This is a genomic window from Hymenobacter sp. 15J16-1T3B, from assembly GCF_020711235.1.
GTDB lineage: Bacteria > Bacteroidota > Bacteroidia > Cytophagales > Hymenobacteraceae > Solirubrum.
On sequence record NZ_JAJFAV010000015.1, the window covers coordinates 84,575 to 105,274 of the forward strand.

Below are 20,700 nucleotides of genomic sequence, written 5' to 3' on the forward strand. Positions count from 1 at the left end.
GACAAATTTAAGAAGTAAACCCTGCTCCCCGGCCGCCTGCCTCCCCCACGGCGGCGCGGCCGGCCGCTAGTTCTCCCGCATGGCGCTGCTTTCTGATTCTCCTTCCCAGGCCGCTACCGAGGCGGCCACGTACCGCGCCCTCTTCGACGGCGCCTACGACGCGCTGCTGCTCTACGACGAGCACGGCCGGCTCTTTGACTGCAACCAGCGCGCCCTCGACTTGCTAGGCACCACCCGCGCCATGCTGCTGAGCGCCGGGCTGATGGCCTTTCTGCGCCCCGAGCACACCGCCGAGCCGCACTGGGACAGTGAGCCGACCCTGCAGGAAGCCCTGCTGCACACGGCCCGCACCGGCCAGCCCGCGGCCCGCATGTGGTACGGCCGCCGGCAAGACGACACCCTGTTCGACGGCTGGATTACCCTGCACCGCGTGGAGCTGCCCGAGCAGCGCACGGTGGTGGAGCTGAGCCTGCGCGACATCACCCAGACGCGCCGGCAGTTCGAGGCCCAAAAGCACGAGCAGGCCGCCTCCCGCTCCCGCGAGCAGCTGCGCGAGGTGCTCAGCCGCGCCGACCTGGGCTTTTTGCAGCTCGACCGCGACGGCCGTATCGTCGACGTGAACGACTTCTTCCTGGTGATGACCGGCTACTCGCGCGAGCAGGTACTGGGCCAGGAATATTTCAGCGTGTTTGCCCCCGAGGTGGAGCGCGAGCCGCGCCGCTACGCCTACCGCCGCGCCCTCGAGCACGAGGAACTGCAGGATTTTTTTGAACGCTCCCTGCTGGCCCACGACCGGCACCGGCGCACGGTGTACTGGTACGCCGAATTCGTGCGCGACGCCCAGAACAAGGTCAGCGGGGTGATGTTCGTGGGACGCGACGTGACCAAGGGCCAGTTTACGGCCCGGGCCTTGGGCGAAAGTCAGTCGCGGCTGCAGGACTTTCTGGACAACGCCCACGACCTGATCCAGAACCTGAGCATCGACAACCGCTTCCTCTTCGTCAACAAAGCGTGGAAGGAAAAGCTGGGCTACGAAGCCGATGAGCTGCCCGGCCTCTCGCTCACCGACGTGGTGCACCCTTATTACAAGGCCAAGCTGCTCTACCAGCTGCGCAACCTCTACAAGGGCGAGAAAGTCAACAAGCTCGAAACCGTCTTTCTGACCAAGACGGGCAAGCCGGTGCACCTGATCGGCTCCATCACCTGCTCGTGGGACGATGGCGAGCCGGTGAGCACCCGCGCCATCCTGCACGACATCACCGACCGCATCAAGGCCGAGCGCCTGCAGAAGGTCTACTACAGCATTGCCAACCTGGCCATCAGCTCCAAGGACTTGCACTCCCTCTACGGAGCCATTCACCGGGAGCTGAGCAAGATCATCGAAACCAACAACTTCTACATTGCCCTCTGCGACGAGGCGCGGACGCAGCTGCAGTTCGCCTACTTCGTCGACCAGAACTCCCAGGGCGAGAAGGCAATGGTGATGCGGCCGTTCTCCTCGGGCGTGTCGGAGTACATCATCCGCACGGGCAAGCCGCAGATTCTGCTCAAGCCCGACCTGCAGGCCCTCATTGCCGACGGCACCATTACGGCCTACGGGCTGATGCCGGAGGTCATGCTCTGCTCCCCCCTGAGCATCGGCGACCGAATCATAGGCGTCATCACGGTGCAGGACTACACCAAGCCCGACGCCTACGCCCCTTCCGACCTCGAAATCCTGCACTTCATCTCGAACCAAGTGGCCCTGGCCATTGAGCGCAAGCGCAACGAGGTGCAGATAAACAAGCAGAACGCCCGCCTCAACGCCATTTTCGAGAGCGGCACGCACTTGATGTGGTCGGTGGATCTGAAGTCGCGCCTGACCTCGTTCAACCGCAACTACGCCGCCTACTTCCTGCGCCGCAACGGCGTGCACCCGGCCCTGAACGTGAACCTCTGGCACGCCGACCTGGCCATGATGGAGGAAGACGCGCGGCAGCTGTTCATCGAGCACTACACCCGCGCTTTCGAGGGCGTGCCCCAGCGCTTCGAAGTGCGCCTGCGCGACGTGCGCGGCCACGACACCTGGCGCGAAATCTACCTCAACCCCATCTACCTCGACGACGGCACCTTCGAGGAAATTTCGGGCATTGCCCACGATATCACCGACAAGAAACGCTCGGCCCTGGAAATGGCGGCCCAGGAAGAGAAATTCCGCGCCATCTTCGAGTCGTTCCAGGACATTTACTACCGCACCGACGAGCGGGGCATCATCACCATCATTTCGCCCTCGGTGGTCGACATCGTAGGCTTCCTGCCCGAAGAAGTCGTGGGTCACCGCGTGGCCGACTTTTACGAGCACCCCGAGCAGCGCGACGCGCTTATCAAGGAGCTGGAACTCGGCGGCGGCGTGGTGCGCAACTTCGAAACCGCCCTTATCCACAAGGACGGCCACGCGGTGAAGGTGCTGGTGAATGCCCGCGCCCTCTACGACGAAGCGGGCCGCATGGCCGGCATCGAAGGCATTGCCCGCGACGTGACGGACTTCAAGCAGATGCAGGACGATTTGCGCCGCGCCAAGGACGAGGCCGAAGCCGCCCTGCACGCCAAAACGCAGTTTTTGGCCAATATGAGCCACGAGCTGCGCACCCCGATGAACGGCATCATCGGCATGATTGACCTGCTGCACCAGACCGTGGCTTCCGAGGAGCAGGAAGAGTACATCGACACGCTGCGCAAGTCCTCGGACGCTTTGCTGGCCATCCTCAACGACATCCTGGACCTCTCCAAGATTCAGGCGGGCAAGATGGAGCTCAACGAGGAGGGCATGGACCTGCACTACACGCTGGAGAAAATTCACTCGCTCTTCGCCAACCGCGCCCAGCAAAAGCAGCTCGACTTCACCTACGAAATCACCCCGCACACCCCGCGCTTCATCATCACCGATGAAACGCGCCTCTTGCAGGTGCTCTCGAACCTGACCTCCAACGCCATCAAGTTCACGCAGCAGGGCCGCGTGACGGTGCGCGCCACCTCCGTCTTCACCGACGGCGTGGAGCACACCCTGCGCTTCGAGGTGCGTGACTCGGGCATCGGCATTTCGCCCGACAACGCCAAGCTGCTCTTCACCAACTTCACCCAGCTCGACACCACGCCCACCAAGTCGTTTGGCGGCACCGGCCTGGGCCTGGCCATCAGCAAGCAGCTGACGGAGTTGATGGGCGGCCAGATTGGTGTCGACTCCACGGTGGGCGAAGGCGCCACGTTCTGGTTTACCATCCGCTGCCGGGTGGCCGAAAACGAGGAAGCCATTCTGCAGGAGCGCCAAGCCTCCCGCGACCGGTCGCAGGTGGGCGTGCTGCGCTTCGAGCAAAGCCCGCGGGTGCTGCTCGTCGACGACAACCCCATCAACCAGAAAGTGGCCGTGCGCCTGCTCGACAAGCTCGGCTGCCGCACCGACGTGGCCGGCGACGGATTCGAGGCCATCGGGCTGGCCACCAGCGGAGTGCGCTACGACGTGATTTTCATGGACATCCAGATGCCCGAAATGGACGGCGTGACGGCCATGCGCGAAATCCGCCGCCGCCTCGGGCCGGGCTGCCCGCCGGTGGTGGCCATGACGGCCTACTCCATGAAGGAGGACGCGGAGCGCTTCGTGCAGGAGGGCATGGACGACTACGTGCCCAAGCCGGTGAAAAGCCAGGACCTCTACGAAGTGCTGCACCGCTGGCGCCCGCAGCTGGCCGTGGCCGCCGTGCCGGCGCTAGCCGAAGGCGACGAGGCGGAGGACGCTTCCACGGCTCAGGCCGCCGAGGCCTCACTTCCCTACGCCGCCCCCGAGGCCGCCCCGGCCAGCGCCGCCGAAGAAGCCGACGCGCCCGCCTACGCCCCCGACCCGCGCCCCGTCATCGACCTAGACACGGTGGAGCAGCTGCGCCAGCTGGGCGGGGCCGATTTTGCCGCCAGCCTCTTCAGCGACTTTGAGCAGGAAGCCGGCCCGCTTTTGGACGAAGCCAAGGCGCTGGTGGACGCCGGGCAGTACGCCGACATCCTGCCCCACCTGCACCAGCTCAAGGGCACGGGCTTCACCCTGGGCCTGACGCGCCTCGCCGAGCAAGCCAAACACTTAGAACACGAGCTCAAGCAAGGTCGTACTCAGCACGCCGTGCGGGATTTTCAGGCGCTTTTGCATTACTTCGCAGAGTTCATCCGGGAGTACCCGGCCCGCACCAGTGCCCCCTGACGGGCCGTTGTTGCAGCACCGCTCCACCCTACCTTCCCCCAAACCCTTAGCTAGCAGTCATGTCCGACTCCAAAACCATTCTGATTGCGGAGGACAGCTCCGTTATTCTGAACCTGACCAAGAAGATCCTGGAGCTGCAGAAGTACCGCATCGTGTCGGCCAAAAACGGCGGCGAAGTGATGAAACAGCTCGAAGCCCAGCCCATCGACTGCATTTTGCTGGATATAAATATTCCGGTGAAAGACGGCATGACCGTGGCCCGCGAAATCCGCCAGAGCACGAACGACAAAATCCGGCAGGTGCCCATCATTGCCATCACCGGCAACGCCAACAATTATTCGATGGACGACTTCCGCGAAGCCGGCGTGACGGACTACCTGCCCAAGCCCCTGGACTTCGACGCGCTGGTGCGCACCGTGAAGCAACACATCGGGTAAGTATTCGGGTGATTAGGTGATTGGGTAATTGGGTAATGAAGTCCGTGGACGTTGCCTACTACCTAATCACCTAGTCCCATAATCACCTAATCACCCAAATGCAGGTCACTTTCCTCGGCACGGGTACGTCGCAGGGCGTGCCGGTTATCGGCTGCCACTGCGAGGTGTGCCGGTCGGTGGACTTTCGCGACAAGCGCCTGCGCGTGTCGGTGCACCTGCAGGTGCAGGGGCGCAGCATCATCATCGACTCGGGACCCGATTTTCGGCAGCAGGTGCTGCGCGAGCGAGTCGACCGGCTCGACGCCTTGGTGTTTACGCACGAGCACAAGGACCACACAGCGGGCATGGACGACATTCGCGCTTACAACTTCAAGCAGCAGCAGGACATGCCCGTGTACGCCGAGCCGCGGGTGCTGGAGCAGCTCAAGCGCGAGTACGCCTACATCTTTGCCGAACACAAGTACCCCGGCGTGCCGCGGGTGCAGACGGTACCCATCCTAAGCGACACCGCGGCCTTCGAAGTCGAGGGCATCGAGTTTCAGCCCGTCCGCGCACTGCACTACAAACTGCCGGTGCTCGGCTTCCGGGTAGGTCATTTCTCGTACGTCACCGACGCCAACCACCTTTCCCCGGAAGCCCGCGAGCAGCTGCGCGGCTCCGACGTGCTGGTGCTCAACGCCCTGCGCCACGAGCCGCACATTTCGCACTTCAGCCTTTCCGAGGCCTTGGAAGTCATCGAGGACGTGCAGCCCAAGCGCGCCTACCTCACCCACATCAGCCACCTGCTCGGCAAGCACCGCGAGGTGGAAGCCACCCTGCCCGCCCACGTGCGCCTGGCCTACGACGGGCTACGGCTGGAGGTCTGAGCCTGCGGTTCAGGGCAAGTGCCGCAGCGGGCGCCCAGCTCCGTTGCCCTAGGGCCGTACTTCGGTCAGGCGCAGCCACAGCCCAAAATCCGCTTTGACCGGCATCTCCGAGCCGTTGAGGGCGCGCTCCAACTCCCAACGCGAATACACCACGGCGTACCGATGTCCCGCAGCCACCACGCTGGTGGTATCCAGCAAGTTCAGCCGCTGCGCGGCCTCGGCGTGTAGGGGCAGCCGGATGTCCTGCTCTTGCCCCCGGGCATCGGTAATGCGCAGCGTGGGCCACGCGAAGTTGGGCACAAAGCAATTGGCTCCTGCCGGACAATACGCGTAATCCAGCGCGGTCATGCGCACCGTCAGCAGCGGCTGCGCGGCCGAGGGCAGGCGCACCTGCTGCTCGTAGTGCAGCTTTACCTCCTGCCCAAAAGCGGCCTCCAGGTCGGCCGGGCGGGCGGGTTCCACGGTTTTTTTCTGACAGGCCACCAGGCCAAGGCTCGTCATTAGGGCTAGTACAAGTGGTTTCATTGGGCAACGCGCGATAGAGTAGCTTTAAGCAGTGCGAACAAACACTGCCGACCGGAAGAGCTCCGCCAGTGAACAACGGGTTGCATGGCCGAACAAGAATTAAGCCACGCACCAGCTGCCTTACCTAGTACCTTCGCGGTAGCAGCCTTGCTGTTTTTCCCGGGTTTCATGCTGAATCTACAAGGGCTGCACCATGTGGCCATCATCTGCGCCGACTACATCCGCTCGAAGCGCTTCTACACCGAAGTGCTGGGCTTTGCGGTGCTCCAAGAAGTGTACCGCGCCGAGCGCGACTCTTGGAAGCTGGACTTGGCACTCAACGGGCAGTACCTCATCGAGCTGTTTTCCTTTCCTGGCCCGCCGGCCCGGCCCAGTCGCCCCGAAGCCGCCGGCCTGCGTCACCTGGCCTTCGCCGTAGCCGACCTCGACGCGGCGGTGCAACACCTGGCCCGGCACGGCGTCGGCTGCGAGCCGGTGCGCACCGACGAGTACACCGGCCGCCGCTTCACGTTCTTCTTCGACCCCGACCAACTGCCGCTGGAACTCTACGAAGCCGGCCCGCTCACTGCCGTTAAGTAGCCCCTATGGGCCGCACAGGGCCGGTGGCAGCGGCAGAATCCGCAACTTGCGCCGCAAGCCCGCTTTCCATGCACAACAACTATTACTTTCTGCGCCTGCTCGCCCCGGCGCTGTCGCGGCAGCTCGCCGGTTGCCGCGTCACGGCGTGCTTTTCGCAGGAAAAAGACGAGCTGGTGGTCGGCCTGCTCCGGCCCCACGCGGCCCCGGAAGCGGCCGAGTGGTGGCTGAAGGTGCGCCTAGCCGGGACTCAGCCCCTGCTCAGCCTGCCCGAGAGCTTCCACCGCGCCCGCCAGAACTCGGTGGATCTGCTGCCCGAATTGCTCGGCCAGGAAGTCGAACAAGTAAGCGTGCTGCCCAACGACCGGGTTCTGCAACTGCACTTTCGCAGCGGGGGCGCGCTGTGGCTGAAGCTGTTCGGGCCACACGCCAACGCTGTGTTCTACCCCGCGCCGGCCGCGCCTGCGCAACTGTTTCAGCAACGCTTCACGGCCGATGCCGGCCTGCGCGAGGTGCCCATCCGACCTGAGCCCAGCCCCGCCCACGTGGCCGCTCATCCCGACCCGGCCCGCCTCTACCCCACCCTGGGCGAGGTGCCGCGCTACTGGCTGCGGCAGCGCGGCTACGACGCGGCCCCGCCCGCCGAGCGACTGGCCCTGCTGCAAGCGGTGCTGGCCCTGCTAGCGCAGCCGTCTCAGCTGTACATCGTCAATCTGGAGGGCCGCACCCGCCTGAGCCTGCTGCCCGTGGGCGAAGTGGAGCAGATCTTGCCGCCCGACCCCGTGGCGGCCCTGCGTGCCTTCGTGCCCTTGTTGCTTGGGCGCGGCGCCTACGAAGGCGAGCTGCGCCAACTGCGGCAGAGCCTGGAAAAGCGCGCCGACGAAGCGGCCACCAGCGCCAGCATGGCCCGCCGCCGCCTGTACGCGCTGGAGCACGAGGCCAGCTACCGCCAAACGGCCGACCTGATTATGGCCAACCTGCACCAGATTCCGGCCGGCGCGGCGCAGGTGGAGGTGCTCGACTTTTACCAGAACGACCAGCCGCGGCTGATCAAGCTCAAGCCCAGCGAGACGCCCCAGCGCACCGCCCAAAACCTGTACCGCAAGGCCAAAAACCAGCAAATCGAACAGCAACAACTGCGGGAACGTGCCGACCGCCGCGAAACCGAGGCGCTCTGGTGCCTGGAGCGGCTGGAGGAACTGGCCGCCCTACCCGACCTGCGCCAGCTGCGGGCCTGGCGCAAGCAGCACGGTCTCGACCCGGCCGTGCAGGCCAAGGCTGCGGCCTCGGAGCTGCCGTTTAAGGTGTTCGAGGACAGTGGCTTCACTATTCTGGTTGGGCGCAACGCCCAGAACAACGACTTGCTCACCCAACGCTACGCCCACAAGGACGACTTGTGGCTGCACGCCAAGGACGTGAGCGGCTCGCACGTGGTCATTCGGCAGCGGCCGGGCCACGCGGTGCCCACGCCGGTGGTGGAGCGGGCCGCCCAGCTGGCCGCATGGTACTCGCGCCGCCAGAACGACTCGCTGTGCCCGGTCACCGTCACGCCCAAAAAATTCGTGCGCAAGCCCCGCGGCGCGGCCCCAGGGCAAGTGGTGGTGGAGCGCGAAAAGGTGATGCTGGTGGTGCCGGCCAACCCGTTCGAGCGCGCCGGTTGAGTGGGCGCCGCAGGGCCTGCCCGGGGCTAACTGGCGGGGCGCTGCCTCCGGACGTACCAGCGCCCTCCAATACCCACGCTAGGCGCGACGAGCAGGCGGGGAGTTCGTGGAAGCTGAATTTTGTGGCCCTGGCGCGGCCAGGGCCAGGTCTAAAAACAACAGCGGCCGGCTCCTGAGGTCAGGAACCGGCCGCTGGGCTGGTGTGCGCACAGGGAGAGTCGAACTCCCACACCCGAAGGCACCACCCCCTCAAGATGGCGTGTCTACCAATTTCACCATGTGCGCAGAACACGTAAACGACGCTGTGGAGGGCGCCCGCTCCGCCGTCGAGGGCGGCGAAGTGGGGGCAAAAGTAGTAGAAGCTTTTGGGCCATGCAAGCCGAAGAAGCGGTTTTACTGGCTAAATTACGTAGCAGCAAGGTTATCAGGCATAAAAATTGCCACCCGCGGCGCTTTCACGCGCCTTTCACTCTACTTGCCGAAGTTCGTGCCGCCTCTCACCGCCTCACCACACCCCCTCATGACCAGTAAGGAATCCTTCCAGGAAATCGGCACCCAGCGCCAAGGCAGCTTTTTCCAGCGAATGGCCCAGCGCATCACGCAGTGGTCGGGCTCGACGGGTGCCTTCCTGCTCGCCCTGGGCACCATAGTGGTCTGGGCCATCAGCGGGCCCATCTTCAAATTCTCCGAGACGTGGCAGCTGGTCATCAACACCGGTACCACCATCGTCACGTTTTTGATGGTGTTTTTGATTCAGCGCGGGCAGAACAAGGATTCGCTGGTGCTGCACCTGAAGCTCAACGAGCTAATTGCCGCGACTAAAGGCGCCAGTAACCGCCTCATCAATGCCCAGGACTTCACGGAGGAAGAAATTGCCCTGCTCCACCAGTTTTACTGCCTGCTAGCCGAAAAAGCCCACCAGGACAACGACCTGGGCCGCACCCACACCGTGGAAGAAGCCGAGGAAAACCACGTTGAAAAGCTGGAGCACCAGCGCAACTAAGGCCGCGGCGCCCGCCCATCAGCAACGCGGCGGCCCCTCCACTCCGGAAGGGCCGCCGCGTTTGGGTTTGGAACAAGGATAAGCCGGGCGCTTAGTCGGCTTTGGCCAGCGGGGTGTCCACCACGTGCTCCGACACAAACCACACCTGCATTTCGTTGGTGCGCATCACGTCACTCACGATGAGGTCGTTGGTGCCGTCGTCGCCGGAATCGTCGGCGCGCTTGGCGAAGTCGTGGCAGTTTTTGAGCATGATCTGGTGGGCTTCCAGCAGGCGCGACACCTGCACCGGCGCTTCCTCGCGGTCCTTGGGCGGGCGCGGAATGCTGGTCAGCTCGGCCACGTCGGCGGCCATGGCCACGGCCACGCCGCCCAGGATCTGGATGCGCTCGGCAATGGTGTCGACCAGCTCGCTTTGCTCCTCGTAGTGCTTGTCGTAGAGCAGGTGCAGCTGGTAGAAGGTGGGGCCCACCACTTGCCAGTGGTGCTTTTTGTACATATCACGCAGGGTGATGGTGTCGGCCAGCATCTGGTTAAGCATGGTCACGCTTTCCTGGCGCACCTGCTCGCTCAGGCCGATGGGCAGGCGCTGGGCCACGGTGCCGTATTTCTGCAGGGGCGCGGGGGCATTGCGTTGCTGGTTTAGAATGGGCTGCACCTGCGGCTGGTTGCGGTCGACGGGGCGCACGGGCGCGTCGATGTCGGCGGCCTGCGGGGCTTTGGCCGTATCGGCTTTGCCGTTGGACGAAGCAGCTTTTTTGGCCGCGGCAACGCGCGGAGCGGGGGCGGCGGGGGCTTTTTTAGCGGGAGTGGCTTTGGTTGCCATGGGTTGGTAAGGAAGAGGTGCGGATGATGCGGGGAAACCGGCCGGTGGCCGGGGCGGCGGGCTCGGCAGCGCGGGCCCACTGACGGCAGTACGCCAAGCAACCGGTCGGGGTTAGGGCCGGGCCGTATATTTAGCGGCCTGCCGGCCCTTTGCCGGCGGGTTTGCACCCCATGTCGGCTTTCCACCAGCACCCCCACCCCGAAGAACACCTAGCCAGCTCGGCCTTGCTGCAGGACATCGTCATCGGCCTTTCCGACGGCCTGACGGTGCCGTTTGCGCTGGCGGCTGGCCTGAGCGGGGCCGTGCAGTCGTCGGGGCTGGTCATCACGGCGGGGCTGGCCGAAATCGTGGCCGGCTCCATTGCCATGGGCCTGGGCGGCTACCTCTCGGGACGCACCGAGCTGGACCACTACGCGGCCGAGCTGCAGCGCGAGTACCGGGAGGTGGACGAAGTGCCCGAAGTGGAGCGCGCCGAGGTGCAGGAGCTGCTGGCCGACATGGGCCTCTCGCCCGCCACCCAGGAGCTGGCCATGCGCGAGCTGACAGCCGACCGGGACCAGTGGGTGAAGTTCATGATGAAGTACGAATTGGGCCTGGAAGAGCCCGACCCGCGCCGCGCCCGCAACAGCGCTGCCACCATCGGGCTGGCCTACGCCGTGGGCGGCCTCATTCCGCTCAGCGCGTATTTCGTCACGGCCACGCCCACCGACGGCCTGCTGTGGTCGGCCGTCATCACCCTGCTCTGCCTGCTGGTGTTCGGCTACTTCAAAAGCCGCATGACGGGCCAGCCGCCGGTGCTCGGGGCGCTGAAAATGGCCGCCATCGGGGCGCTGGCGGCGGCCGCCGCCTTTGGGGTAGCCCGCCTGGTGGAAGGCTGAGGCGTTTGCCGGGGCTCGTGCCGGAGCGCATGAGCGCCACAATGCGGCGGCGGTTAATCCAGCCCGCACGCCGGGCGCGGCAGCCGCATTGGCACAACCAAACCGGCCCCCGCTCCGAACAACAACCCACAACCAACGACCCGCGACCATGCCCTTTCCCAACTTCGGCGACGACAAATCGGTGGTGGCCCGCCTGCTGGCTACCCTGCCCCAAACCGGCCGCGTGGCGTGGATTGGGGTGCGCCCCAAGCGGCGCGAACCGCTACTAGCCGTGCCCGAGGTGGAGGTGCTGACCGACGCCCACCTTGCCGGCGACCATGCGCGCATCAAGCCCGGCGGCAAACGGCAGGTCACCTTGATTCAGCACGAGCACTTGGCGGCCATAGCGGGCTTTCTGGGATTGGCCGAACCGGTGGAGCCCGGGCGGCTGCGGCGCAACCTGGTCATCAGCGGCCTGAACCTGCTGGCCCTGAAAAACCGCCGTATCCGCATCGGGGCCGACGTACTGCTCGACATTACCGGGGAATGCCACCCTTGCTCTCGCATGGAGGAAGAACTGGGCCCCGGCGGCTACAACGCCGTGCGCGGCCACGGTGGCCTGACGGCGCGTATTGTGCAGGGCGGGTACATCCGCCTGGGCGACGCGGTGCGGGTGGAGCCAGAGCCACCCGCCGGCAGCTAAATTCGAAAATGGGTCATCAGCACCTTCGCGGGAGCCTGAGGCGGCGCCGGCAGCCCAGGCCGCACCCAGGATACCTTGGAGACTTTCTCGCCAGGTGATTCGCCCGGTGGCCGCTTGGCAGGCGTGACGGGAGTGGCTTTTTGGGCCTACGCCTACTTCTGAGCCAAGCCCCAAGCCCGGAACCTATTGGCGTTCTATTTTTAGCCGGAATAGTTCAGTAAATAGATATTGTCGCCGGATTGCGCCTGTATTTTGGTATAGTCGGGCTTTTTAATACCTTTTTAATTAAATAATACAATCCACAAGCAGGCCTGTAGCCGTATGCATCTGCGGCTATGCCACGCCTTCGGGTGCTAGGCGGCTCGATTACCCTTTGAAAATCATTCTCTTCTCAACCCAACCCTATTACTGCGTATGCCCACACCCCTACTCCGCCCCGCCACTGCTCGTCCTGCCTTCCGCCGCTCCCTAGGGCTGCTGGGCGGCGCCGCGTTGCTGAGCCTGGCGGCCCACACTGCCGATGCGCAAGTCGTGTTCGGCCTTTCCGGCTCCGACCTGACTTCGGTAAACCTGGCCAGCCCTTTCACTTCGCAAACGCGCGTGGCCATTACCGGCGTGACGGTCGGGCAGACGCTCGTCGGGCTGGATTTCCGCCCGGCGACCGGCGAGCTGTACGCCCTGGGGTACAACGTCGCGCTGTCCACCGCCAACGCCCAGCTGTACGTCATCAACCAAACCACGGCCGCGGCCACGCCCGTGGGCGCCGTCATGTCGCTGGCCTTGGGCGGCAGCACCGAGCGCATTGCCTTCGACTTCAACCCGACGGTGGACCGCATCCGGGTGGCCAGCACCAACGACACCAACTACCGCCTCAACCCGACCACCGGGGCCGTCACCATCGACACCAACCTCGCCTTCGTGGCGGGCGACGCCAATGCCGGCCAAAACCCCTACGTGGGCGCGGCGGGCTACACCAACTCGTTTATCGGGGCGGCCAGCACTACGCTCTATTACATCGACGAGCAACGCTCCCTGCTGCTGCGCTCCGACACTCCCAACGGGGGCACCCTGGCCACGGTGGCCACTCTCAACCCGCAGGCGGCCGGTAACCCCGCGCCCATCAACGCGCCCGGCGCCAGCACCGACCTGGACATCTACACCTTCGGGCCCAACGACCAGCAGGCTTATCTGAACGTCAACCAAGTGCAGGGCGGCTCTTTTGTTTCGCTGCTGTACCGCGTCAACCTGTCGTCGGGCGCCACCACGCTGTCCGGGGCCATCAACGGCACGGGCGTGGGCATCACCGACATTGCCGTGCGCATCGACCGCACGGCCCCGGCGCCGAGCGGGCAGTTGCTGTACGCCGTCAACACCAACAACACCCTGCTCTCCTTCTATTCGGGCACGCCGGCCTACATCAACTCGGCGGTGCCCCTCTCGGGCATCACCGCCGGGCAGACGCTGGTGGGCACCGACTTCCGGCCCAACACCGGCCAGTTGTTCGGTTTCGGCTACGACCCCGCCACGGCCGGGGCCAACTCGCAGCTGTACACCATCGACCCGGCCAGCGGCGTGACCACGGCGGTGGGCCCGGCCATCCGGCTGGAGCTGGGCGACGCGACCAACAACATCGGCTTCGACTTCAACCCGACGGTGGACCGCATCCGGGTGGTCAGTACCAACCGGGCCGATTACCGCCTCAACCCCAACAACGGGGCCCTGGCCGCCACCGACGGGCAGCTCACCTACGCCGCCGGCGACGTCAACGACGGCACCGCGCCGCGCGTCGGCTCGGTGGCCTACCTGAACTCCTACCCGGGCAGCACCGGCACGGTGCTCTACGACATCGACGAGGCGCTGAGCGTGGTGGCCAGCCAGAGCCCGCCCAACAACGGCACACTCAACACCCTAGGCACCACCGCCGGCGTGACGCTGGACCCCAGCAACGCCCTGGTGGACCTGGACATCTACTTCGACCGCAGCGCCCTGAGCAACCAAGCGTTTCTAACGGCCAACCCCGGCGGGCAGAACACCAGCAACCTCTACACGATGAGCCTGGGCACCAGCGGCGGAGCCTTTGGCACCACCACGCTGGTCGGGGCCATCGGCCTGGGCATTCCGGTGCGCGACATCTCGGCCCAGCTCGCCGGGGCCGACGCCTCGGCCGCGCTGACGGGGCGCCTGCTCTACGGCGTAGCCGGCGGCAACCTCGTTTCGTTTGATTCGGGCAACCCCACGGTAATTCGCACGGCGGTGAACATCACCGGCCTGCCGGCGGATGGCTCGCAGGTGCTGGTGGGCACGGATTTCCGTCCGGCCACCGGCGTGCTGTACGCGCTCGGCTACAACGCCGCCACCCAGCAGGGCCAGCTGTACACCCTCAACCTGACGTCCGGGGCCTTGACGGCCGTGGGAGGCCTGACGAGCATGGGCCTGGGCTCCAGCGCGGCGTCCATTGGCTTCGACTTCAACCCCGTGGCCGACCGCATCCGCATCACCGCGGGCACCACGCAGGCCAACCTGCGCATGAACCCGGCCGACGGCACCTTCGTGACGGATACGCCGCTGACGGGCGTGGGGGCGCTGACCGGCGTGGCCTACACCAACAACGACAACAACGCGGCCACCGGCACCATCATCTACGGCATCGACCAATCGGGCAGCCTGGTGACGTCGGCCGCGCCCAACGGCGGCTCGTACACCAGCGTGGGCAGCCTGGGCGTGTCGCTCAATCCCGCGCAGGGGGCCGATTTCGACATCTACTCCGATCTGCTGGCCAACTCGGCCAACCCGCCCAGCTCGGCGTTTTTGGCCACTTCGCCTACCGGCACCACCACCGACAACCTGTACGCGGTGAACCTGGGCACCGGGGCAGCTTCGTTGCTGGGCCGCGTCGGCTCGGGCACGAACCTGACGGGGCTGGCCGCCTTCCTCACGCCCGGCCCGGTGCTGCCCGCCGGCCTCACCTGGACCGGCGCCGTGAGCACCGACTGGGGCACGGCCGGCAACTGGAGCCCGGCGCAGGTGCCCAGCCTGACGGACGACGTGACCATTCCCAACGTGGCCAACGACCCGGTGGTGAGCGGCAACCAGGCGGCCAACAACCTCACGCTGGGCAGCGGCGCCACGCTCACGTTTAACAGCGGTGTGCTCGCGCTGAACGGTTCGCTTACCAACAACGGCGGCACCACCCAGGGCCCGGGGGCCGTTAACTTCCAGGGCGCCGCCGGCCAGAGCGTGACCGGCACCACCACCACCCTCTACAACGTGGTGGTGGGCACCAACGGGCTGACGGCCGCCGGCCCGCTGCGGGTGCAGCGCGAGCTGTTTCTCAACGGCAACCTCGCCTCCAACGGCAACCTGACCCTGCTCTCCGACGCGACGGGCACGGCCCAGGTGCTTTCCCTCGGCGGTTTCACGGTGACGGGTACGGCCACGGTGCAGCGCTACATCGACCCCAGCCTGAACCCGGGTCCGGGCTACCGGCACTTCTCCGCGCCTGTGCGCAATACCACGGTGGCCGATCTGGCCACGGGCGGCTTCACGCCGGTGGTCAATCCGGCTTACAACACGGCCCCGGTGCCCAACCAAGTCACACCCTTCCCGACGGTGTTCGGCTACGACCAAGCCCGCGTGACGACCAGCGGCAACCCCGCTCCCCAGGATTTTGACAAGGGCTTCTTCTCGCCCGCCTCGGTGGCCGACTCCATGACCGTGGGCCGGGGGTACACGGTGAACATCTCGGCCGGACTGACCCCGGACTTCGTGGGCCGGCTCAACAACGGCAACATCGCCGTGGGCGGCCTGGCCCGCGGTACCCAGGCCGAATCGGGCTGGCAGCTGCTGGGCAACCCCTACCCCGGGGCCCTCAACTGGGACCTGGTGAGCCGCAGCAACGTGGACGCAGCCGTGTACGTGTACCGGAGCACCGGTCCCTACGCCGGCACTTACTCCAGCTACGTAGCCAACGGCGTGGGCGCCAACGGCGGCAGCAACGTCATCGGTACCGGGCAGGGCTTCTTCGTGCGGGTGAGCACGCCGGGCACGGCCAACGGGCAGGTGGCGTTTGCCAACTCCATGCGCTTCAACACCTACCAGAGCCCGGTGTTCCAGCGCGCCACGACCGTGACCGGCCCCTTGGTGCGCCTGGCCCTGCAAGCGGCTAGCGGCCCGGCCGATGAAACCGTGGTGTACCTGGAGCCCGGCGCTACCGCCGGCTTCGACGCCGCCCTCGACGCCTACAAGCTACTGGCCGGCGGCGCCCCGCTGCTGGCCTCTCCGCTCGACGCCACCACGCGCCTCTCGGTGAATGCGCTGCCGCCGCTGACGGCTGCTGCGCCCGAGCGCGTGATTCCGCTGCACGTGCAAGGCCTGCAGGCCGGCGCGTACACGCTGCGCGCCGCCGAGCTGCTGAACCTGCCGGCCGGCACCTACGCCTACCTGCGCGACGCGGACACCGGCGCCGTGGTGGACCTGCAGGCCCAACCCAGCTACGCCTTCACCCTGGCCAACACAGCCCTGACCACGCGCTTCAGCCTGGTGCTGACGCAGAACCGCGTGCTGGCCACCGCCCCCGTGGCCCTCGACCAGCAAGTAGGCCTGTACCCCAACCCGGCCCGCACCCAGGTAACGCTGCAGCTGCCGGCCAGCCTGGCCCAGCAGCCGGTGGCCGTGTCGGTGCTGAACGCGCTGGGCCAGCAGGTGCTCACGCGCGTGCTCCCCGCCGGCCGCCCCGCCGAGGGCGCGCTGACCCTGCCTTTGACGGGCTTGGCCAAGGGCGTGTACTCCGTGCGCCTGACCACCCCGCAAGGGCTGGTCACCAAACGGTTGGTTGTTGAATAAGCCCGCGCATTCTGGTGCCCGGCGGCTTCCGCGGAAGCCGCCGGGTTTAGGTTTCCACCGTTTCTCCCCCTACTGTATGAAGCACTTCGCCCCTTCCATGCGCCGGCTGCTGCCCGGAGCCTGCTTGCTACTGCTCGCCTACGCCGCTCCGGCTCAAACGCCGGGCTCGGGCGGCCCCACGCCCGGCACGCCCGCCGCCGACCCCACCGCCGTGCCCCTCGACGGTGGCGCCTCCCTGCTGCTCGCTGGCGGCGCGGCTTACGCCCTCAACCGCCTGCGCAAGCGTCGCCCAGCTTAACCCGCGGCTCTTAAGCGCGGCCGTTCTACCACGGCGCCGACCATTTGCTGGTCGGCGCTTTTTTTTGCTCGCTCCTTGAGCAACAGCCTGTTGCCCCAGCGCCGGGGTGCCGGCGGCCGTAGTTCGCGAAGCCCGCACTACCGACGGCCTGCTGGCTTCCCCAGCCCCCGGTTTTCTTCGTCCGGCCTTGGGCCTCAGCCTTCCCACCCGCACCGCAGGCAACAGGTGCTGCTGCCCTGCGGCGGACAACAGCTCGCCCCGATGACCGCGCCGCGCTTGGCTACGCAAGCACACGGCTCATCCGGCGGGTTTTCGCTGCGGAGCCATTGGTGATACGGCGGCCGCAAATGCCGATATTCTGCCGGCTGGCCTTCATTCCCAGGCCCAAATTTTCAGTGCTAGCACTGAAGCTGGGAAGTGGAGCATTGCCTTATTTCGAGCTTTGCTCCGTCCCCACCCGGCCCTATGGAACACAATTTCAACCTCAAGGTCACGAAAGACCCACTGCGCAAGCCGCAGCTGATCCTGGACGCCACCGACTGGCAACAGCCCGGCCCGGCGGTGGGCCACCCGGAAGCACCCATCTTTCTGGTTTCGACCGACGACCTGATTTCGCTGACTGTCAGGCAGGCCGGGCAGAGCCTGGAAGGGCTGCGGTTCACGACCTACACCAACCAGGAGCTTACCGAAGAAGAGGAAGTGGACTTCGACCGGCACGGCCTGCTGCGCTACACGCGCCGCCCCAACGCCCCGGGCCTGCTGATGATTACCACTGCCTCCCCTCCCTCGAAGCGCCCCCGCCCTTTGGGCGCCGTTCTCTTCGACCCGGAGCTGCCCGCTGCGAGCCGCGAGCCGTCCACTCCCACCCTGCCCGACCTGGCCGCGCGCGTGCTGCGAGCCACCGCCAACCCTTACCTGCACCAGTGGTTTGCCCAGAACCTGCACCCCCACGAGTTGCCGCTGAAGGGGTTGGAGCGAAACGACAGCCTGCACTTTCGGAACATATTATTCAGTCTGCCCCGCGCCGCTGGCGCCAATTTTGGGGATACTGCCGCGGCCGGTTCTCCCCCTCTTCCCAACTCATTTCCACGTAGTCCCTTCCCACCCGATTCGTTCGACCACATCTGGACGCCGGAGCCCAGCCCGGTGCGCGGCGACGCGGCTCCGCCCAAGGCCCCTGCGGCCGCGGAACAGCGCCAGTTGCTGGTTCAAACCCAGGAGCAGGTCCGGGTCGCCGAGGACTTTGCCCTCACGGTAGAAATAGCCGTGGACGCCGCCGCGGCCGGGGAGCACGAAGGCACTGCGCCCCTGCCCGAAGGCTTTGCGGGGCAGCTGCAAATCGACGTGCGCGCCCCGGGCCTGCGGTTGACCACCGCCAGCAGTCTGCCGCTAGTTGTACCACCCGCCGGCGGCTCCGCTCCCATCCGGTTTGGGTTTCAGGCGCCGCAGCCCGGCCGCTACTCCATCACCGTCAATGCCTGGAACGGCGCGGCCCACATTGCCAGCGTAACGGTGGCGGTGCGGGTGGTGCTAGCCGCGGCCGAACCCGCCCCGGCCGCCGGCCCGGCCCTGGGCAGCGCCACCGACCGCGGCCCGGACGAACCCGGCGGCGACGGGCAGGCCACGGTCGCCCTGCGCAACCCCGAGGCCGGAGAGTATACCCTGGAAGTCGAATACGACGCAGCCGAAGGCCAATACAGCTTCCGGTTGCGCTCGGAGTGGGAAGTGCACCCGCCCCTGCACAGCCCGGAGCTAGTCGCCAACCGAAGCGACATTCTGGGTGGCTTGGCGCGCATGATGAACGATCTGGCCCGTAACACCCAGCGCTACACCGACGAGCAAGCCCTGAACTGGCTGCAGGGCATGGGTACGCTGATGTTTGAGCAGCTGCTGCCCCCGGAGCTGCAACGCCTGCTGTGGCGCGAACGAAACCGCATGCAGCGGCTCAACCTCATTTCCACCGCCGACCAGATGCCGTGGGAAATCCTGTTTCTGTCGGACCCGGATGCGGGACCGGACGACGCGGCTGGAATATTCCTGACCGACGCCACCCTGGTGGTGCGCTGGGTATACGGCCCCGGCGCGCCGAGCCAGTTGCGCCCCGCGCCGGCCTACGTGGTGATTCCGCCCGATGCCCCGGCTGAGGCTCAGCAGGAACTGGCCTCGGTTGCCAGCGTCTGCGGCCAGCCCAAGCTGGTTTCGGACCTCGACGCGCTGCGGCAGCTGACCAGCAACGGCGCGTTTCGCTGGCTGCATTTCGCGGCCCACAACATCAGCCTGCCCGACCAGGTTGGCACGGCATACATTCCCTTCGGCAAATCGGCCTACAGCCTGCCGCTGCTGGCCGCCGCACCGCGCCGCCGCTACGCCGCCGATCAGCCGCTGGTCTTTATGAACGCCTGTACCACGGCCGGCGCGCAGCCCCTGTTTACTGAAATGGGCGGCTGGGCCGACAACTTCCTGCGCCGGGGGGCCGCGGCCTTTATCGGCTCCCTCTGGGAAATCCGCGACCAGCCCGCCGCAGAGTTTGCCGCCGCCTTCTACCAGGCCTTGGCCGAAAACAACAACCTGGGCGAGGCCGTGCGCCGCGCCCGCAAGTCGCTGAAACCCGGCGACCCTACTTACCTGGCTTACACCCTCTACGGCAACCCGAGCGCCGTGCTCGTTAAACAGTAGCTTTTCCCCATGGCCGAACCCATCGTTATCATCCACGGCGTTGCCAACCGCATCGAAGAAGACTTTCTAGAGTCCGTCGCGCAGCTGCAGCATCAGCTTGGCGGCGAGTGGGAGCTGCTGCCCGTGTTCTGGGGCGACCTAGGCGGGGTGGGCACCGACATTACCGACTGCCTGCCCGTGCTGCACAACGGGCAGTGGGGAGTGCGCGGCCAAGCAGAGCAGCCGCTGCCGCTGCCGCGCGGCTTGGTGGACACCGGCACCCTGCCCAACCCCGCGCGGGCCGAGCTCATTGCCGCGGCGGCCGCGCCCGCCGGGCAGCTGGTGCGCAGCGCGGCCACCGATGCCACGGTGCAGCAAGTGGCGGAACAGGAGCTGCCGGCTACGCAAATCCTGCAGCACCTCGACGACGAAGCCGTGTTCCGCGCTTTGGGCGAGGCCATCGGTGCGGCCGTTGAGGAGCTCGACGGCCGCGCTACCGACCCGGCGGAGTCGCTGGTGCGCGGCGCCGGCGGCCACGGGGTCCGCGGCCTGCTCGACCCCGTGGGCAAGGTCACCAAGCGCCTCATCCACGCGGTGGACGACATCCTCGGGCGCACGCTCAGCAACCGCCTGGGGCAGTTCAACCAGAACCTGCGCGCTGCCGTGCTTCCGCCGCTGGCCCTGTTCTTCGGCGACATCATCGTGTACCAGCGCGACCAAGCCCGGATCCAAGCCCGCATCTGGGAGGCCCTGGCCCGGCACGGGGGCGGCTACGGCACGGCGGCGCAGCCGGTGCACGTGGTGGCGCACAGCCTCGGCGGCGTCATCACCTTCGATGCCGCCGTGCAAAAGGATAACCCGCTGCACCTGAAATCCTTTACCACCTTCGGCAGCCAGGCCGCGTTTTTTCACATCGTGGATCAGCGCCGGACTCTGGACGTCTACCGCCAGGGCCAACCGGTGACGCTGCCTGCCACCATCCGGCGCTGGACCAACCTCTGGGACACGGCCGATCTGCTGGCCTTTACCGCCAGCACCGTGTTTCGCCTAGCCGACGGCAGCCGGCCGCAGGATGTGCCGGTGCTCGATCCGTTGAGCCGCATCGTCGACGAAAAAGCGTGGATGCACTCCGTTTACTGGGGCACCCAGGAGTTGCTGCAGGCCATCCGCGAAACCGTAGCCTCCTAGTGCCCGCAACCCGCGCCCCGGTGCTGCCGAAACTGGCAGCACCG

The 20,700-nt window shown here is 66.3% G+C and carries 14 protein-coding genes and 1 tRNA gene; 12 read left to right on the forward strand and 3 right to left on the reverse strand.

The window, feature by feature from the left end; genetic code table 11:
• Window positions 1-79 precede the first annotated feature (79 nt).
• The 3 genes from LJ737_RS21615 to LJ737_RS21625 all read left to right on the forward strand — a co-directional run bounded on the left by LJ737_RS21615 (window position 80) and on the right by LJ737_RS21625 (window position 5,525).
• Entirely contained in the window at window positions 80-4,222 is a 4,143-nt protein-coding gene (locus tag LJ737_RS21615) for a PAS domain S-box protein (protein WP_227768843.1), read from the forward strand.
• Between the two features lie 59 nt (window positions 4,223-4,281).
• Window positions 4,282-4,659 carry a response regulator gene (locus LJ737_RS21620; RefSeq protein WP_111477267.1) on the forward strand — a complete coding sequence of 126 codons (378 nt, stop codon included), beginning with the start codon at window positions 4,282-4,284 and terminating at the stop codon, window positions 4,657-4,659.
• Between the two features lie 98 nt (window positions 4,660-4,757).
• Complete coding sequence (locus LJ737_RS21625) at window positions 4,758-5,525, forward strand: MBL fold metallo-hydrolase (RefSeq protein ID WP_227768844.1); 768 nt, start codon at window positions 4,758-4,760, stop codon at window positions 5,523-5,525.
• A 48-nt stretch (window positions 5,526-5,573) separates the two neighbouring features.
• Here the strand turns inward: LJ737_RS21625 and LJ737_RS21630 are convergent, their stop codons facing one another.
• Window positions 5,574-6,050: a hypothetical protein gene (locus LJ737_RS21630; protein ID WP_227768845.1), complete on the reverse strand. Its 477-nt coding sequence runs from the start codon at window positions 6,048-6,050 to the stop codon at window positions 5,574-5,576.
• A 168-nt stretch (window positions 6,051-6,218) separates the two neighbouring features.
• Here LJ737_RS21630 and LJ737_RS21635 point away from each other — a divergent pair, with 168 nt between their 5' ends.
• Both LJ737_RS21635 and LJ737_RS21640 read left to right on the forward strand, forming a co-directional pair.
• The gene (locus LJ737_RS21635) at window positions 6,219-6,629 is read left to right on the forward strand and encodes a VOC family protein (protein WP_227768846.1); all 411 of its coding nucleotides are present in this window, start codon (window positions 6,219-6,221) and stop codon (window positions 6,627-6,629) included.
• A 68-nt stretch (window positions 6,630-6,697) separates the two neighbouring features.
• Entirely contained in the window at window positions 6,698-8,287 is a 1,590-nt protein-coding gene (locus tag LJ737_RS21640) for an NFACT RNA binding domain-containing protein (protein ID WP_227768847.1), read from the forward strand.
• 203 nt (window positions 8,288-8,490) lie between these two features.
• Here LJ737_RS21640 and LJ737_RS21645 read toward each other — a convergent pair.
• Window positions 8,491-8,572, reverse strand: a tRNA-Leu gene (locus LJ737_RS21645).
• 235 nt (window positions 8,573-8,807) lie between these two features.
• Here LJ737_RS21645 and LJ737_RS21650 point away from each other — a divergent pair.
• Window positions 8,808-9,290 carry a low affinity iron permease family protein gene (locus LJ737_RS21650; RefSeq protein WP_227768848.1) on the forward strand — a complete coding sequence of 161 codons (483 nt, stop codon included), beginning with the start codon at window positions 8,808-8,810 and terminating at the stop codon, window positions 9,288-9,290.
• 91 nt (window positions 9,291-9,381) lie between these two features.
• Here LJ737_RS21650 and LJ737_RS21655 read toward each other — a convergent pair whose 3' ends face one another.
• On the reverse strand, window positions 9,382-10,113 hold the full coding sequence (locus LJ737_RS21655; protein ID WP_227768849.1) for a Dps family protein: 732 nt from the start codon (window positions 10,111-10,113) through the stop codon (window positions 9,382-9,384).
• Window positions 10,114-10,283: 170 nt separating this feature from the next.
• Between LJ737_RS21655 and LJ737_RS21660 the strand changes: the two genes are divergently transcribed.
• From LJ737_RS21660 to LJ737_RS21685, 6 genes are all read left to right on the forward strand, one after another.
• Window positions 10,284-10,991: a VIT1/CCC1 transporter family protein gene (locus tag LJ737_RS21660; protein ID WP_227768850.1), complete on the forward strand. Its 708-nt coding sequence runs from the start codon at window positions 10,284-10,286 to the stop codon at window positions 10,989-10,991.
• Window positions 10,992-11,139: 148 nt separating this feature from the next.
• The gene (locus tag LJ737_RS21665; RefSeq protein ID WP_227768851.1) at window positions 11,140-11,673 is read left to right on the forward strand and encodes an MOSC domain-containing protein; all 534 of its coding nucleotides are present in this window, start codon (window positions 11,140-11,142) and stop codon (window positions 11,671-11,673) included.
• Window positions 11,674-12,087: 414 nt separating this feature from the next.
• Window positions 12,088-16,515: a DUF4394 domain-containing protein gene (locus tag LJ737_RS21670; RefSeq protein WP_227768852.1), complete on the forward strand. Its 4,428-nt coding sequence runs from the start codon at window positions 12,088-12,090 to the stop codon at window positions 16,513-16,515.
• A gap of 76 nt (window positions 16,516-16,591) precedes the next feature.
• Window positions 16,592-16,813, forward strand: coding sequence for a PID-CTERM protein-sorting domain-containing protein (locus tag LJ737_RS21675; protein ID WP_227768853.1), 222 nt, complete (start codon window positions 16,592-16,594; stop codon window positions 16,811-16,813).
• A 465-nt stretch (window positions 16,814-17,278) separates the two neighbouring features.
• Window positions 17,279-19,489: a CHAT domain-containing protein gene (locus LJ737_RS21680; RefSeq protein WP_227768854.1), complete on the forward strand. Its 2,211-nt coding sequence runs from the start codon at window positions 17,279-17,281 to the stop codon at window positions 19,487-19,489.
• A gap of 9 nt (window positions 19,490-19,498) precedes the next feature.
• On the forward strand, window positions 19,499-20,656 hold the full coding sequence (locus LJ737_RS21685) for a lipase family protein (RefSeq protein WP_227768855.1): 1,158 nt from the start codon (window positions 19,499-19,501) through the stop codon (window positions 20,654-20,656).
• The last annotated feature ends 44 nt before the right edge of the window (window positions 20,657-20,700 follow it).